This window comes from Virgibacillus sp. GM2-2 (assembly GCF_055329585.1).
Genome location: NZ_JBUZWC010000003.1, coordinates 1 through 16,820 on the forward strand (window position 1 = coordinate 1; position 16,820 = coordinate 16,820).

General features: G+C 35.4%; 19 protein-coding genes. 1 reads left to right on the plus strand and 18 read right to left on the minus strand.

Features of this window, described 5'->3' with window-relative positions; genetic code table 11:
- The 12 genes from tnpC to ACY9Z2_RS05095 form a co-directional block, all read right to left on the minus strand.
- The coding region (gene tnpC, locus ACY9Z2_RS05040; RefSeq protein ID WP_463608523.1) for an IS66 family transposase at positions 1–902 on the minus strand (902 nt) is incomplete at its 3' end.
- 67 nt (positions 903–969) lie between these two features.
- Positions 970–1,326, minus strand: coding sequence for an IS66 family insertion sequence element accessory protein TnpB (gene tnpB / locus ACY9Z2_RS05045; RefSeq protein WP_463608524.1), 357 nt, complete (start codon positions 1,324–1,326; stop codon positions 970–972).
- Positions 1,320–1,643, minus strand: coding sequence for an IS66 family insertion sequence element accessory protein TnpA (gene tnpA / locus ACY9Z2_RS05050; protein WP_463608525.1), 324 nt, complete (start codon positions 1,641–1,643; stop codon positions 1,320–1,322). Before tnpA ends, tnpB begins: the two co-directional genes overlap by 7 nt.
- A gap of 31 nt (positions 1,644–1,674) precedes the next feature.
- Positions 1,675–1,974: a hypothetical protein gene (locus ACY9Z2_RS05055; RefSeq protein WP_463608526.1), complete on the minus strand. Its 300-nt coding sequence runs from the start codon at positions 1,972–1,974 to the stop codon at positions 1,675–1,677.
- On the minus strand, positions 1,974–2,192 hold the full coding sequence (locus ACY9Z2_RS05060; RefSeq protein WP_463608527.1) for a BhlA/UviB family holin-like peptide: 219 nt from the start codon (positions 2,190–2,192) through the stop codon (positions 1,974–1,976). Before ACY9Z2_RS05060 ends, ACY9Z2_RS05055 begins: the two co-directional genes overlap by 1 nt.
- A 2,141-nt stretch (positions 2,193–4,333) precedes the next feature.
- Positions 4,334–4,504: a hypothetical protein gene (locus tag ACY9Z2_RS05065; protein WP_463608528.1), complete on the minus strand. Its 171-nt coding sequence runs from the start codon at positions 4,502–4,504 to the stop codon at positions 4,334–4,336.
- Positions 4,504–5,415 (minus strand): tyrosine-type recombinase/integrase, encoded by a 912-nt coding sequence (locus tag ACY9Z2_RS05070; RefSeq protein ID WP_463608529.1) that lies wholly within the window; start codon positions 5,413–5,415, stop codon positions 4,504–4,506. Before ACY9Z2_RS05070 ends, ACY9Z2_RS05065 begins: the two co-directional genes overlap by 1 nt.
- Before the next feature lie 157 nt (positions 5,416–5,572).
- A complete protein-coding gene (locus ACY9Z2_RS05075) occupies positions 5,573–5,794 on the minus strand; it encodes a YneF family protein (protein ID WP_089062699.1) in 222 nt (73 codons plus the stop codon).
- Between the two features lie 45 nt (positions 5,795–5,839).
- Entirely contained in the window at positions 5,840–6,298 is a 459-nt protein-coding gene (gene sirA / locus ACY9Z2_RS05080; protein WP_463608530.1) for a sporulation inhibitor of replication protein SirA, read from the minus strand.
- A gap of 323 nt (positions 6,299–6,621) precedes the next feature.
- Complete coding sequence (tkt, locus tag ACY9Z2_RS05085; RefSeq protein WP_463608531.1) at positions 6,622–8,625, minus strand: transketolase; 2,004 nt, start codon at positions 8,623–8,625, stop codon at positions 6,622–6,624.
- A gap of 113 nt (positions 8,626–8,738) precedes the next feature.
- Positions 8,739–8,975: a DUF896 domain-containing protein gene (locus ACY9Z2_RS05090; RefSeq protein ID WP_463608532.1), complete on the minus strand. Its 237-nt coding sequence runs from the start codon at positions 8,973–8,975 to the stop codon at positions 8,739–8,741.
- 232 nt (positions 8,976–9,207) lie between these two features.
- Complete coding sequence (locus ACY9Z2_RS05095; protein WP_463608533.1) at positions 9,208–9,846, minus strand: YneB family resolvase-like protein; 639 nt, start codon at positions 9,844–9,846, stop codon at positions 9,208–9,210.
- A gap of 301 nt (positions 9,847–10,147) precedes the next feature.
- Here ACY9Z2_RS05095 and lexA point away from each other — a divergent pair, with 301 nt between their 5' ends.
- Positions 10,148–10,771 carry a transcriptional repressor LexA gene (lexA, locus tag ACY9Z2_RS05100; protein WP_463608534.1) on the plus strand — a complete coding sequence of 208 codons (624 nt, stop codon included), beginning with the start codon at positions 10,148–10,150 and terminating at the stop codon, positions 10,769–10,771.
- A gap of 170 nt (positions 10,772–10,941) precedes the next feature.
- On the opposite strand, the gene ACY9Z2_RS05105 is transcribed toward lexA, so the two are convergent.
- The 6 genes from ACY9Z2_RS05105 to spoVK form a co-directional block, all read right to left on the minus strand.
- Entirely contained in the window at positions 10,942–11,118 is a 177-nt protein-coding gene (locus ACY9Z2_RS05105) for a hypothetical protein (protein ID WP_463608535.1), read from the minus strand.
- Positions 11,119–11,304: 186 nt separating this feature from the next.
- The gene (gene glnA, locus ACY9Z2_RS05110; protein ID WP_463608536.1) at positions 11,305–12,642 is read right to left on the minus strand and encodes a type I glutamate--ammonia ligase; all 1,338 of its coding nucleotides are present in this window, start codon (positions 12,640–12,642) and stop codon (positions 11,305–11,307) included.
- 34 nt (positions 12,643–12,676) lie between these two features.
- On the minus strand, positions 12,677–13,063 hold the full coding sequence (locus ACY9Z2_RS05115; protein ID WP_463608537.1) for a MerR family transcriptional regulator: 387 nt from the start codon (positions 13,061–13,063) through the stop codon (positions 12,677–12,679).
- A gap of 147 nt (positions 13,064–13,210) precedes the next feature.
- The gene (locus ACY9Z2_RS05120) at positions 13,211–14,440 is read right to left on the minus strand and encodes a methionine gamma-lyase family protein (RefSeq protein ID WP_463608538.1); all 1,230 of its coding nucleotides are present in this window, start codon (positions 14,438–14,440) and stop codon (positions 13,211–13,213) included.
- A gap of 7 nt (positions 14,441–14,447) precedes the next feature.
- The gene (gene hflX / locus ACY9Z2_RS05125; RefSeq protein WP_463608539.1) at positions 14,448–15,683 is read right to left on the minus strand and encodes a GTPase HflX; all 1,236 of its coding nucleotides are present in this window, start codon (positions 15,681–15,683) and stop codon (positions 14,448–14,450) included.
- Between the two features lie 98 nt (positions 15,684–15,781).
- Positions 15,782–16,702: a stage V sporulation protein K gene (spoVK, locus tag ACY9Z2_RS05130; protein ID WP_463608540.1), complete on the minus strand. Its 921-nt coding sequence runs from the start codon at positions 16,700–16,702 to the stop codon at positions 15,782–15,784.
- Between the last annotated feature and the right edge of the window lie 118 nt (positions 16,703–16,820).

A 16,820-nucleotide genomic window follows, 5' to 3' on the forward strand; every position in this document is an offset into this window, starting at 1 on the left:
GCTAAAAAACGGCGGACATGTTTATTCGCACGGGTTTGCTGATAATCATACAGAACAACTGGCGAACTTTTTCGTCCTGTACGATATAACCACATATAAGAAGTTGATGTTGCTGGACGATCTGGTTCTGAAAGAACCTGCAACGTGGTCTCATCCGCGTGTAAAATATCCTGCTTGAGAAGGTGAGCATATAGTTCATCGTAAATGATGTTCAGCCACGTATTCGCACCATACATCATCCAGTTTGCCAAGGTTTGGCGTGGTATAGACAAACCAAATCGCTCTAGATGCTTCTCTTGACGATACAGCGGCATACTCTCCACATATTTTTGTGTCATCGTATAAGCCATCGCGGAAGCGGAAGCGAGGCTTCCTGGATAAACCGGTGCTGGCATCGACGCTGTCACAATTGGGGTTTCGATCCCATTGCGCTCACAATGACGGCAACTATACACATAGCGAATATGTTTCTTTACCTTCGCTTGTGCTGGAATAATGTCAATTTCTCGACGCACTTCCGTGCTCATTTCATGTAACGCACCGGCGCAACACGAACAGACCTGTTCCTCGGCTGGCAAACGATATTCAATCGTTTCCGTAGGCAGGTTTTCCAGCATCTGATCTCTTTGTCCACCCTTTTTCTTGCGTTGATAGGTAATGGTCTCGACAGTTGGTTCTTCAACCGTTTGATCTGTCGTAACCTCAGCTTCATTAAAAATGGATAATTGATCTGGATGGACCTTCTCACTAGAGGAGCCGAATTGACGCTGCTGGCTTAGGCGAAACTGTTCTTCATACCATTTTAGTTTCGCTTCCAACGCTTCGTTTTCCATTTCTAGCTTTTCGGTGCGCTCAATGTAATATTCAATTGATTCGTTTGATGGTTGCTCCGTCTTTTTCATACATTTAGTATACGAAAAAGAACCCGACCTGACTAGTCGAATTCCCATATTTCCATATTTCAAATAGTTATAGAATGGTACGTGTTGTCACTTCCCGGTGTGCCTTTTTCTGCTCGATTGGCAATCCGTCTAGTAACCAACGTAGTTGGCGTGGACTAATATCCATTGGATCCGTTTCCTTTTCGGATGGCCAATGAAATGTTCCGCGTTCCAATCGACGATAATGTAACCAAAATCCGTTGTGTTCCCATTGAAGAATTTTTAACTTATCCCGTTTCCGATTACAGAATACGAATAAACAAGGAGAAAAGGGATCAAGTTGAAAGCACTCTTTTACAATAACGGCGAGTCCATCAATGGACTTGCGAAGATCTGTACTGCCACGTGCTAGGTAAACCCGTTCATAGTGAAAATTGGTCAGCATGGATTTTGTAACACATGGATCACATCTGATAAAAGTGCACGATTGGTACCAGAGCGAACCTCGACAGAGATAGATCCAACATGAATAAAAATGGGATCCTGTCTAGGTAAGGCATTTACCGATTGATTGTTTACGTTCACTGCAAGCCACTGTGTATCAGATGAGGTAGTCTCATCACCTTCGAACTGTTTGATCCAGTAGTACATTTGATAATCCTTTATCTCTTGTACACGACACCATGCAGCTACACTTTCACCACTGGCTTTCCACGCATCGTAACGCTCTTTCCACTCTATTCGTTTATCTACTTTGGTCATCGACTAACCTCCCAATTAATTGCTAGGAAGATTATCGCATGAATGACCTAGCATTAATATGTGGGGAGTATTTGACGCTTACATCTGTACCACTAATCACAATCTGTAATTGTAATGTTTGTGAATCAGGAACAGTTGAATACAAAGGATTTCCTACTTGATCATATCCAGTTTGTATTTCCTTTGTAGGGTGAACCCATGTAAATCTAGTGTCTGTAATTGGCTTGTCCAATATTGTTGCACCTGTATCATCTCGTAATTGAACACGACTAACTCTATTCATAACATCTTCACGAACATATGTATAAGCCATTGCTGTTATTTCTGCCATTACTTATTACCACCTTTCAAATTATTAATATTTGTTTCTATACGTTCCAGTGAACCAACAATTTTACTTTGTACTAAATTCTGCTTTTCAATTTGCGTATATAATTTATCTTCACGTTCCTTTGATTCCTTGCGTGTTGTTATTAATAACCATACAAATAACACCGCAAAGATTCCTTGTGACAACCATACGTCTATTGGAATACTTGTTAAATCCATTTCTTACACCCCCTAAAAATAATGATCATATATATGATGAATAAATATGAATAAAAAAATAAGAGTAGCCAATACGACTACTCACAGAAAGTTGAAGTCAAGATGTGAACCTTGACTAAGGTAAAATTAGGAAGATAATAATGAAATACAACTCTCATTATTACAGGGTTAATAAACCCATTTAAACATTCAAACTTCCGACCAGCGTCGGCAAATCTTTAAATTGAGTGTCTAAATCGAATTATTAACTTCTGTCACTAGTACAATTTACCGACACATTTTAGAACGTCAGTATTCATGCGTGTTTTGAGCATTTTCTAAATGGTAAAAATAACTTCACATTTTCAGGATACCTATAAAGATAAATAAGGTTCTAATAGTGGTAGTTTTTGTATCTCTTTCATATATACTATTTACCGATAAACGCTGTATCCTTTGTATATCAAGAAGTTTAAGATTTCTCTAAATCAAACATTCTCTTATTTCTATCACTAGTACTTTTTGCCAATAACTCCTAAAATCTTTGGGAGACAAGAGGTTTGAGATTTCTCTATTTATACACGTTTTTTATTAGCCCTGTATTCCCTTTGTTTTTTTCATCTACGCTTGCGTATTCGTTCCCTTAGAGACCATCGAACTTTTCACAAGAATGTTGATAAATCAATGTTATTGTGATTTTGGTAAATATATACATTAGACGAACTTATTGATACGCAAGGGGTACAAGGATTTTCCAGAATCGAACTCTTATCTAGTAGTGTTCCACCATTTTCTTTTACCATTAGACGACCTTGAAAACGCCTGATATGACTACGTTTAAAAATTTTCACCTTACAAAATATTAATAAATTTACACCTTTTTTTATTCTTCCTTTAAAGGGTATTATCTCAATAATAGACAAACATGTTGATATGATTAAGTTTAAGACGTACTTTTTACATTTGTTCATGTTTTATTTTCGTTCACTTCCTTTAAAGACGATCCGTGAAAAAATCTGTATCTGTTGGTACGTAAGAGAAAGAAGATAACTGTTTAATTTCTATTTTATGTAAAAACTCATGAATCCTTTGGCAGATAAGGATTTCAGCGCTTTTCTATTTCGAACATTACTTGTTTCCTTTAAAGACGATCCACAAAAAATCATTATTAAGCCACATCATATCTATCTTAATAGCCAATTTTTACACCACTAAATGTGCATGACTTTATGATAATACCTAATATGACTTGGTTTTGAGCATGTTCTATTTTCCTAAATTACTTCCTTTAAAGACGATCCGTGAAAATGATAATATCTGGTGCTCTAACCCTTGTGTGGCAAGGGATTTGTAATGGAAAATGATTATGTGCAAATGTGCTCTTAATCGTAACATACGTCATATCAAGGATTTTGAGGGTTTCTAAACTTCTAGTTATTATTCCTTTATGGTGAAGTTACGAAAGTCCGCCAAACATAGTTGTACCAAGTATTTTGAGATTCGTGAAAAATTTTTTCTGAGATAAACCCTATATATCAACGGTTCATAGATTTTCTAAACCCTTAACATTTTCTCCTTCTTCTATCACTAGTACAACTTACCAGTAAACGCTGAATCCTTTGGTAGAGTAGATGTTTCAAGGATTAACTCTGTTGGACACTCCTATTAAGAAACATAAGGTTCTATTTTCCTAAATGGTAATATTTTTATCACTATCATATATACAAATAATCCAACAATCACTGTATCCGTTGGGGGACAAGAGATTTAAGATTTGTCTAAACTTCTAGTATTATTTCTTGGTATCCTATTAAGATAAATAAAAGCAACTGTATGACGTTTACTGTTGTATCTATTTATACAAATACAATACTGAGCCATTAATATCAGCGTTTAAATATTAATCCAGTCCAAATATATTACAACAAAAGAAAAACGCCCTATTCGTGTCTCAGGACGTTTAAAGATAATGTAATTTATTTCTTGGTATCCTATTAAGATAAATATCATCTATTTATACACGATTTTTTGATTTCCTATTAAGATAAATAAGGTTCTATTTTATAACACCTTTATTTCTTGTTATACCTATTAAGATAAATACCACTAATTGTTTACATTCCTATTAAGATAAATAAGGTTCTAAATATTCTTAATTCTTTTTATTTAGTTACAAATGGATTATGAAGTTTTTCTGACCATTTCTTTAATAATTCATAATCATCTTTATCAGGATTTAGTATAATATAGTGGTCTAAAGCAGTAACCAGTGACGCAACCTCTAAATATGATCCATTCATTTCAATTTTTCCATTTACATTTTTCACTTCCATTAGTATGCCCCCTTATTCAAATTCATAAGTGGACTACTAGATAATGCTTTGTCACCTAATTCGCTATCCTGAAGTGTTTGTAAGTATCGTTGTGTAGTAGATACATCAGAATGTCCAAGCAATCTGCTTAAACTATACAAATCAATACCTGCCATGATGGACTGTACAGCGAAATAATGACGAAACATGTGCGGAGAAACTCTTTTCCCCTTTATTCCTACTCGATCAGACGCTTCAATAACAAGATTATAAACTGCTACGGTTGACATTGATTTCCCTTGATATGCAAGAAAATAATTATCGTTGTATTTGATCCTGTTTTTGAAATACTGTTTTTTAATACGTTCATAGCGTATCAGTATCTTTTTGAGTGCAGGACTGACAAATACCATACGTTCTTTGTTTCCTTTACCATATACCTTTATTTTTGTATCGTATACACTACTTTCTTTTAATCCTGCTATTTCCATTGCACGTAAACCACAATCTGACATCATAGCAATTATTGCTTTGTTTCTAACTTCTAAATAATCCTTGTTGTTAAAGGATTCCATCATACTAACTACTTCTCTTGTAGTAAGTCCAGTAAGTAATAGTTTAGGAAGTTTTGGCAACGTTACTTTATTCATTGGGTTCTCGGTAATGTATTCTTCTTTTATACACCAGTTAAAGAACGCTTTGACCATTTTAGCCATTGATATAATACTTTGTGCTTTAAGACCTTGTTTTGAGCGTACATAGGACTTTAAATCATGGCTTGTAACTGATTCTAAATCAACTATTCCTCTTTTTTCTTTCAGGAATACTTTTAACTGCTTATACTCCTGATTCTTGTTGATCATTGTCTTTTTGGTGAAATTACGTGCTAAACAATGATAACGGTATTCTTCCAAAGCATCTTCTAACAACATAAAAACCACTCCCTCTGATTGATTTTTCATCAGAAAAAGTGGCTTTTAGAAAAATTAACCAAATATTATATAGTGTCCTAAGAAAAATTAAGCCAACACTATTTTCGACAAAGAACATTTTTATGATAAAACACTGTAACCCTTGTTGTATCAGCGTTTACTTACCTTGTTGATTGTTCATTGCACGCATCATTTGATTAATTTTCTTTTGTGATGGTTTTTGACCCATTTGCATCATCATCGTTCTAAGCATTTGTTCATTAATTGGTGGGTTTTTCTTTAAGTAATTCATCATATATTTTCTTGCAATGAAGAATCCAAGAGCAACACCAACAATAAGAGCCAATATAGCAATTAATACGACCCAAATCGTGCCCATTTTCAAGCTTCCCCCTTCATGTTGTCTCTCATACAGTATAGTAAATCAAAGAGTAGAATACAATACTTGCTTGTACAAATCATTCTGCATCTTTGTTACTGGAGAAATCCAACCATAGTTATTTACATTCTGTTCTAAAACAAATAAGGATGGATGGAATAATTGCAAAATCGGAAATAACAATATTTCTGCATCGTGAAGCATTTCACAACGAAAGTCTATCTGTTTTTCTTTAATATGTAAAGAAATATAATAGTTATCCTGCTCAATTTCTAACGCATTATTACCATCTTTTACATTAGCCTTGTTATTATACAATGATTTAATTTTATTATTCAACTCTTTTGGTGAAAAAATGCAAGTTAGGTCATCAAACTGTTCAGTTATCACCTGACTTTTATTGGTTTCATGGTATTGTTTTAAAAAACGATAAAGAATATCACTTTTATAGTAGTAACGTAGTGCAAATTCATTTTTAATAGCGAATATAGAATAAGTATGCAACAATATCACTCCTTTTTTCATATAATAGCGTATGCTACTTCAAAAAAATGTCAGAATAGGTTGCATTAATACACTAGTTTTGTCGAGAATAAAAAACTACTTATTATTAATCAATTTTAATGGTTAGAAAATGACCAAGTTTTAATGCGAAAGCCTTCGTTGCCCTTATACTGATATCCATAAAATCAGTGCTTAGATAAACTCGGCATTCGCCTCGCCCTTAATAGCGAATGTCGAAGTTTTTCTTATAAGGTCTACCATAATTTATACTTTCTGACGTTATAAAAAAGAGATTCCAACTGATGCTGGAATCTCCTTAATCCTTACTTAATTAGCTTTTCTACGTGTTGTACAACATTTTCAACTGTAAATCCGTACTCTTCCATAACTTTCTCACCATTTGCTGAAGCACCAAATGTGTCAATTCCAATAACTGCCCCTTGGTCCCCAACAAAGCGTTCCCAACCAAACGGTGAAGCCATTTCGATAGCAATACGACTTTTCACTTCTGGTAGAATTACTTCATTTTGGTAAGAAGGATCTTGTTCCATAAAACGATCCCATGATGGCATGCTTACTACATTTACATGAATATCTTTTGATTCTAATTCTTTCTGTGCTCGAATTGCCAACTGAACCTCTGATCCAGTTGCAAGTAACAACGCATCTGGTGTATCTTTCTTAGATTTACTTATCACATATGCTCCACGCTTAACCCCTTCATATGCATGTTGTTTTGTACCTTCTAAAGTCGGTAAGTCTTGTCTAGTTAATACGAGAGCAGTCGGTTTGTTGGTTGATTCAAGTGCTAAGCGCCATGCTGCCTGAGTCTCGTTTCCATCTGCTGGACGAATTAATGATAACCCAGGCATTGCACGGAACGCTGGTAAATGCTCAATCGGTTCGTGTGTAGGTCCATCTTCACCTACAGCGATTGAATCATGTGTAAACACATAAGTAACTGGTAGATTCATGATCGCTGATAAACGTACAGCTGGACGTAAATAATCACTAAACACAAAGAATGTACCAGCGTAGACTTTCAATCCGCCATGTAGCGCCATACCATTAAGTGCAGCAGCCATGGCGAATTCACGAACCCCGAACCAAATATTTTTTCCTGCATAATTTACTCGAGAGAAATCTTCTTGATTTTTGACAGATGTTTTATTTGATCCTGCTAAATCTGCACTTCCACCAAAGAAATTAGGTACTGTGTTTGCAATTGCATTTAACACCTCACCGGATGAAGCGCGTGTCGCTAACTTATCCTTGTTCGGCTCATAACTCGGCAGTTCTTTTTCCCAATCTACTGGAAGTTCACCTGACATTGCCAATGCTAATTTTTTGCCGTCTTCAGGGTATTTTTCATTGTAAGTGTCTAGTAATTGATTCCAATTTGCTTCTGCATCAGCACCGTTTTTACCTATTTTTTCATTGAAGTCAGCGTAAACTTCCTCAGGAACGTGAAAGTCTTTATGTGTCCATTTATACGTTTCCTTCGTAAGCTTCACTTCATCAGCACCTAATGGTGAACCATGCGATGCTGAAGATGCTGATTTATTAGGGGAACCATAACCAATTACAGTTTTCACTTCAATAAGTGTCGGTTGTTCAACATTGTCACGAGCTTCTTTTATTGCATTTCGCAATGCAGTAAGATCATTGCCATCCTCCACTCGTAGAACTTGCCATCCATAAGCTTTAAAACGTTCTTCTGTATTGTCGGAAAAAGAACGATCTAATTCTCCGTCAAGTGAAATATCATTTGAATCATACAAAGCAATTAATTTACCTAAACCAAGGTGTCCAGCTAATGAAGCTGCTTCGTGTGAGATACCTTCCATTAAGTCGCCGTCACTAACGAGTGCATACGTATAATGATCAACGATCGATAAATCGTCCTTATTAAATGTACCAGCCAGATGTGCCTCTGCCATTGCCATTCCGACAGACATGGCAATACCCTGTCCTAATGGTCCAGTTGTAGCCTCTACTCCATCTGTATGGTGAACCTCAGGATGACCCGGAGTTCTTGAATTCCATTGTCTAAAATTCTTTAAATCATCGATTGTTACATCAAAACCAGATAAGTGAAGTAAGCTATATAAAAGCATAGATCCATGACCTGCAGATAAAACGAATCGGTCTCTGTTAAACCATTTTGAATTCTTTGGATTCTGATTCATAAAATCTGTCCATAATGTGTACGCCATCGGGGCCGCACCCATTGGTAAACCCGGATGTCCTGAATTAGCATTTTCAATAGCATCGATTGACAATGTACGAATAGTATTTATTGATAAGTTCTCTACGTTTGTTGACATAAAATTCCCCTTTCTTGTCGAAACTTGTTTTGTCCTACTCAATTCTATAATGAAAAACAAGTTGTAACAAGTATGATTTTCTATTATCGTATCCATATTTCATGTTTTCATTTCTATTGATTGTTATTATTCTTTTTTTGTAGATCTTTTACCTTTTTGGGTGTTACATCATTTCCTTCTGGATCCATAACAGTCATCGTTTTAAATTGGTTTTTAAATGATGAACGTACATTATTTAAATATTCTTTTCTAAGTTTTTTTTGTTCCTGTTTTTCTTTTTCTGTTAATCCTTCCGCTTTAGCCTTTTTTGCTAGTAGATTTATACGCTCTAATTTCTCCTTCGATATCAAGGCTATACCTCCTCTGTACAATTAAATATATATCGTTGTTCACTCGTCATTTAACGTGTATTTTGTACACTTGATTTTTGAAAGATTGGCTTATCACCATGACATAAGGCCAATGCCTTCGTTGCTCTTATACTGATCTCCTTTATACTTCCTGTCAGTGTGAAGAAAATATAAAAAGCAAGAACTTTTACGAGTCCCTGCTTTACTATCTTACCGTTCTATATATGTTTATTCAAGAATTTAGAAATTCTTGATATCGTCTATGAACCGTTGCCTTTGAAACATCAAATCCAAGTCCCCTCAACGTCGAGGCAATTTCGTTAAAGGTTAATTTTTTTTCTCGTAATCGAACAACTTCTTCAATTGGAAAATTCTTTCGTTCCCGCCCATGTGCTTTATTATGATTTGATAGGTTATCTCCTGGTCGATAACCTTCTTGTATTGCCTTATTCATGCCTCTTTTTATTTTTGTATTATGAATTTTTCGTTGATATTCTTCAACAATTCCAACTATCTGTAATACCATCGAGTCTGACTCAGTGAGTTCAAGTTCACCATTATGAATTGATGAGTATATGGTTACATTCAATTTTTTTAGTTGATGAAACAATGCGATTTTTGTATTGCCGCGTCCTAATCTTGTTTCATCCTGCACAAGTAAATATTCAGCTTTATGATTTGTGAAGTACTCTAACATCTCAAATATTCCATCACGCTCTATTTCGTAACCACTAGCCTGTTCCTTTATGATAGCTACTACCGTAAAACCTGAAGCTTTTGCTAACTGAAGTAATTCTTGCTCTTGTCGTGCTATAGATGTCTCTTGTGTTTGTTTGTCTGTACTTACTCGACAATAGATGATTGTTTTCATAATCAATTCTCTCCGATAAGTTGAATTAACGATTTGTAATTATGCACTTGATACCATTGAAAAGTATAAAAATGCTAGAGTTAATCCGAAAGCTATTAAATAAAATGCATCTGTTTTTGTTATATTACTAAACATATGATCATCCCTTTCTGATTATAGGAACCTTTGTTCGCTTTATCTATTTATTAGAATACACCCGAACATATGGTCTTGTCAACATTTTTTCGAACGAATGTTTGCTTTCCTTTAAAATCAGTGATAAACTATCAGTAATAAATCCTATGCGTGAGGTGTTAGATAGATGACAAAACTATCAAAAAGACAAGAGAAAATTCTTGAGTATATTAAAGATGAAGTTAGCAAGAAAGGTTATCCACCTTCTGTTAGGGAAATTGCAGAAGCTGTTGGTCTAGCATCTAGTTCAACCGTACATGGTCATTTATCCCGCTTAGAAAGTAAAGGTTATATAAGAAGAGACCCTACTAAACCACGTGCAATTGAAGTACTAGATTTGTCATTGGAAAATAACGTACCAAAAGATGCAGTTAGGTACGCTCCCGTTATTGGTAAAGTCACAGCAGGTATTCCTATCACAGCTGTAGAAAATATTGATGAATTTATTCCACTACCAAGCTCTTCTTCTTCACCAGACGATATTATTTTTGTTTTAGAGATTCAAGGAGAGAGCATGATTGAGGCTGGAATACTTGATGGAGATAAGGTAATTGTTAAACAACAAAACACGGCTCAAAACGGTGATATTGTAGTGGCAATGACAGATGAAGATGAAGCTACTGTAAAACGATTCTTTAAGGAAAAGGATCATATTCGCTTACAACCTGAAAACGCGACAATGGAACCTTTGATTTATCAAAATGTAACAATACTTGGCAAGGTTACTGGACTGCATAGAACAATTCATTAAAACCATAAAAACCCTTGATGCATCTAATTGCACAAAGGGTTTTTTAATTAGAAAATGACCAGATGAGCGTAACACGATATAATCTCAACATACAGTCATTAACCAAAGTTTTGGAATTATTATTTGCCTGTTATTTTTTCTCATTAGAATTAAGTTAGGTACAAGCTTGCTTAATACCAAAAGTCATTATTAATTCGATTTCTTCTTCTCCTGCGCTTACAACAGTCACAATCGCAATTGTCATCCTGTTCTTGGTCGAGACCATCATACTCCCTTTCTCTTTTATCCTCAACAAGCTGTCGCATACGATTACGCTCCTGAAAGAATTTGTTACTTCTATATCCCATGCAATCACCTCCCAGTAGGGTATAGTATGAATTTGAGTCAATAGTGTAACGGCGTTTATACCATTAAAAATATCCGATTGGAAGTCTAACCATGAAAAAACAGTCCAATTTATAAATTGGACTGTTTTTTACATGTTTGGAAAGGGTTTTTCGTGTAGCTTATGACTACTTACCTGATCATTTTAATTAATAGCTTGTCAAATATTGTTCTCTTTCCCAAGGATGGACAGTAGTACGGAACATATCCCATTCAATTTCTTTTGCTTCTACAAAATGTTCATACAAGTGATCACCAAGAGCCTCTTTAATAATTTCATCCTGTTCAAGTTCTTTAAGAGCATCCATTAACGTTGCAGGAAGATCTTTTACGCCATTTTTTACTCGCTCTGCTTTATCCATAGCGTAAATATTACGGTCAACTGGCTTAGGTGGTTGTAGTTTATTTTCAATACCATCCAGTCCAGCTGCTAGCAATACAGCCATAGCTAAATATGGATTTGCAGCAGGGTCCACACTTCGTACTTCCATTCGAGTACTCAAACCTCTTGAATAAGGAATACGTACTAAAGGGCTACGGTTTTGACCGGACCAAGCAACATAACAAGGTGCTTCATAGCCTGGGACTAAACGCTTATATGAATTTACTGTAGGATTTGTAACTGCAGTAAAGTTCGTTGCGTGTTTAATAATTCCGGCAGTAAATTGAAACATTAGCTCACTAAGTTCCATATCTCCCTTTTCATCATAAAACATATTTTGATTCCCTTTAAACAAGGACATGTTTACATGCATTCCAGATCCATTTACACCGAATAACGGTTTTGGCATAAACGTTGCGTGTAGATTATGTTTACGCGCAATTGTTTTTACTACTAACTTAAAGGTTTGTATATCATCTGCATGTTTAACCGCATCAGAATATTTAAAGTCAATTTCATGTTGCCCAGGTGCTACCTCGTGATGGGAAGCCTCAATTTCAAATCCCATTTCTTCTAATTCCAGTACGATGTCACGACGACAATTTTCTCCTAAATCAGTAGGAGCAAGGTCGAAGTACCCACCTCTATCATTTAATTCTAGTGAAGGATCACCTTTTTCGTCTAGCTTAAACAAGAAAAACTCAGGCTCTGTTCCAATATTAAAAGCATCAAATCCTAGTTTCTCCATCTTTTTAAGGTTACGTTTTAAATTATATCTAGGACAACCTTCAAATGGAGTACCATCTGGATTATAAATATCACATATAAATCGTGCTACTTTACCTTTATCTGAAGTCCATGGATAGACAACAAATGTGTCTAAATCAGGATGTAAATACATGTCTGATTCTTCAATACGTACAAAGCCTTCAATTGATGATCCATCAAACATCATTTTATTATCTAATGCTTTGTCCAGCTGGCTAAGTGGAATTTCAACATTTTTGATTGTTCCTAGCATGTCTGTAAACTGCAAGCGAACAAAGCGGACATTTTCCTCCTCAATTTTTTGTAAGATTTTTTTCTTCGTCATTTCTGAACTCATGGTTCATCCTCCTTGGATTAAATGCAATTTTATTTTAATGAAAAAATCTTGATAACTCACCTTGTCGTAAACTTGATTTACCAAACCGTCCTGCTTCAAACAATTCTTGTCTTAGCATTTTTCTTAACTCTCGGTCAGTAAGTTCAGTTGGCTTTTCTTCAACAGAATCCTCCTGGTTAACAGTTGGATCTAACATTATTTTCACTCCAGCCAAATTAACCCCTTTATCAAGCAGGTTCTTAATTTCTAACAGACGATCAACGTCGTTGAATGAAAATAATCGTTGATTTCCAGTTGTTCTAGCTGGCTGAATTAAGCCATTATCTTCATAGTATCTAATTTGTCGTGCTGTTAATTCAGTTAGTTTCATAACAGTTCCTATTGCAAATAAGGGCATCGAACGGCGATCCTGATCATTCATTGGATACCCTCCTTCTTTAATAATATACAAACAGTATATGTTATGTAAGATTATTTGTCAAACAAATGTTAGGTTTCCTTACATGTAAATTCAAATTAAAAAAGAGTCGCAATGCAACCCTTTATCTTTTACCCTATTTTCAATCAGTTAATCATTATTTTTAATATTTTTTATCGATTCCATTAAAGCAATCTTGACATGTTCGTATGTTAATCCACCTTGCACAAAGGCTGTATATGGTTCGCGTATGGGACCATCAGCTGTTAATTCAAGACTTGCCCCTTGGATGAACGTTCCTGCTGCCATTATTACTTTACTGTCGTAACCGGGCATTTCACTAGGATGTGGTGTAACAAATGAATTTACCGGAGAATTTTGTTGGATCGTTTGGCAAAAAGCTATCATTTGTTCGGCGGTTTTAAATGTTACCGATTGAATCAGATCCGTGCGATGTGATTGATAATGTGGATTTGATGTAAATCCACATAATTCAAGTAATCTTGCAGTAAAAATAGCTCCTTTTAGTGCCTCGCCAACCATGTGAGGTGCCCAAAATAATCCTTGGAACATCTCTTGTAACATATTCAATGTTGCACCGGTCTCTTTTCCAAGTCCAGGTGCAGTTAAACGATGTGCACACTTCTCTACAAGTTCTTTTTTACCAACAATATAGCCACCTGCACGAACAATTCCACCACCAGGATTTTTTATTAAAGAACCAGCAATAATATCCGCCCCAACATGAAGTGGTTCCATATCTTCAACAAACTCCCCATAACAATTATCCACGAATACGATGATATTAGGGTTAATATTTTTAATAAATTGCACCATCTCACGAATTTGTTCTATAGAAAACGATGGACGATCCGCATATCCTTTTGAACGCTGAATCCCAATTACTTTGGTTTGTTTAGAAATTGCTTGTTTGACTTGTCGAAAATTAATAACTTGATTATCCAATAGGTCTATCTCTTTATACGTAATATCATAATTGCGTAATGACCCAGTATCATGATCAACCTTTCCAATTACACCTTCTAATGTGTCGTAAGGTTTTCCGGTAATATACACTAATTCATCACCTGGTCGTAATAAACCAAACAATGTAGTCGATATTGCGTGGGTACCAGAGACAATTTGTGGGCGGACGAGCGCATCCTCCCCACCGAATACGTCAGCATAAACCTTTTCGAGTGTTTCTCTTCCATAGTCATCATAACCATAACCAGTAGTTGCATTAAAATGACTGTCACTAACACGATTTCGTTTAAATGCATCTAATACACGTTTTTGATTTTTTTCTACGATTACCGCCACTTGTTCATGCTGTATCTTACAATCTTGCTCTGCTTCTTTTGCTAAGTTTTCGATCATGGATTGATTACTGCTCCTTTAACATGCTTACTAGCGGATGGTCTTGCTTAACATAACCACTAATTATATATTTGTCTTGTACCTCATCAAATTCTCTATCTTTCATTATTGTTTCATGCTCTAGTCTGTGAATCATTTTACCTTCATTTGGGTCAAGCATAGTAGAATACCATTCCCAATCTGCTTCTAAAATGGATTCGATTTTCTCAAACAGACGTGTAATATCCTGTTTATCGAATGCACTAATTGTGATATACGGATGGTTATTTGGTATAAAGTCATCACTCATTTTGTCTTTTTTATTGTATACGGTAAGCATCGGAATATATGTCGCATCCAATTCTTCTAGCAATTTTTGCACCGTCCGTTGATGCTGTTCTTTATCAGGATGTGAGCCATCAACTACATGTAAAATAAAATCAGCTTCCGTAACTTCCTCCAAGGTGGAACGGAATGCAGCAATTAACGATGTGGGTAGATCCTGCAAAAATCCAACCGTATCGGTCACTAGTGCATGAAATCCTGATGGAAGCTGAAAGTGTCTTGTAAGTGGGTCCAATGTAGCAAACAATTGATCTTCTTCCAGAGATTGTTCTTTTGTAATTCGATTAAATAAAGTAGATTTCCCTGCATTTGTATAGCCGACAATTGCAATTTGAAATGCTTGATTGGTTTTTCTACGTTTACGATACTGTTCTCGCTGACTTACGACTACTTTAAATCGTCGTTTAATATCGTAAATCCGACGTCTAATATGACGTTGATCTGTCTCTAATTTCGTTTCACCTGGTCCTCTTGTTCCAATACCTGCTCCCAAACGAGAAAGTTGCGTCCCTTGACCACGCAATCTAGGTAATAAATATTCAAGTTGAGCAAGCTCAACTTGGAGCTTTCCCTCTTTTGTTTTTGCACGCATTGCAAAGATATCAAGTATTAACTGACTTCGATCTATTAATCGAACTCCAAATCGATCAGATAAATTGCGAGATTGACCGGCAGATAACTCATCGTTGGATATTACTAAGTCAATTTCCAACTCTTCAATTTCTTGGCAAATTTCTTCTATTTTTCCCTCACCAATATAGTAAGCAGGGTGGATTCTATTTCTATTTTGAGTTACAGTTTTTCTAACCAATCCGCCCGCGGTTTCACATAACGAAGATAACTCTTGTAAGGAAGACTCAAAATGTTCATCTGTTTGTTCTGGATGTTTAACAGCAATAATTAATATTTGTTCCTGCATAAGTATCTGACCTCTTTTCTGACTATCCTTATAATAGCAAAGTAAAAACCTTATCACAATTTGTAGGATAAGGTTTTATTAGCTTTCCATTATAAATATTAATTATTAAAAACCAAATCTTGTTTGGTTAACGTAATTAAATCGTCTGTAGAGTATTTATTTTGATGCAAAATACGAATTGCTTGCTTTCGAATTGATTTTTCAATAACGTTTCGAACAAATCGAGCATTAGAAAAATTGTGGGAATCATTCTGTTTTTCAAGTATTAATTGTTCACGCAATTTCCATTCCGCTTCCTTCGTTAGTCGATATTCGCGATCTTGGAGCATTTTGTTACCAATTTGCATTAATTGATCTATCGGATAATCATCAAAATCAAGAATAAATGGAAATCTTGATTTTAGTCCTGGATTTAAGAGTAAAAATCGTTCCATTTCATACGGGTAACCAGCTAGTATTAAAACAAAGTCATCGTGATTATCCTCCATATGCTTTACTAATGTATCGATTGCCTCTTTCCCAAAATCTTTTTCACCACCTCGAGCAAGAGAATAAGCTTCATCAATGAACAATATTCCCCCGGCAGCTTTTTGAATTACAGCTCTTGTCTTTTGGGCGGTTTGCCCGATGTATTCGCCGACTAAATCTGCACGTTCTGCTTCAATGAAATGTCCTTTTGAAAGAATGTTCATATCATAATAAACAGATGCTAATTTTCTAGCTACTGTTGTTTTTCCAGTTCCAGGATTACCTTTGAATAACATGTGAAGTACCTGGTTAGTAGAATTAAGCCCAATTTGTTTCCTTTTTTCATTTATGGCAATCATTGCATATATCTCTTTTATTGAATGTTTTAAGTAGTCCATCCCGATGAATGATGAGAATTCCTTGTCAATATGATAAAAAGGACTGTTTTCATTTGATGTAACTCGCTGTTCAGATTCGACTTTTATTCCTTGTTTATCATAAAGTACAATGTTAATTTGGCCATTTTTATTTTGCATCATTTGCGATTCCAAATCATCACCCCTTAGTCATTTTAGTATACGCACCGAATGAAAAAGTTGTGACAAACGCCCATATTTATTAAAAAGTAAACTAACCTAAGAATTTTTAAACTAGATGTAAAATGCGAGG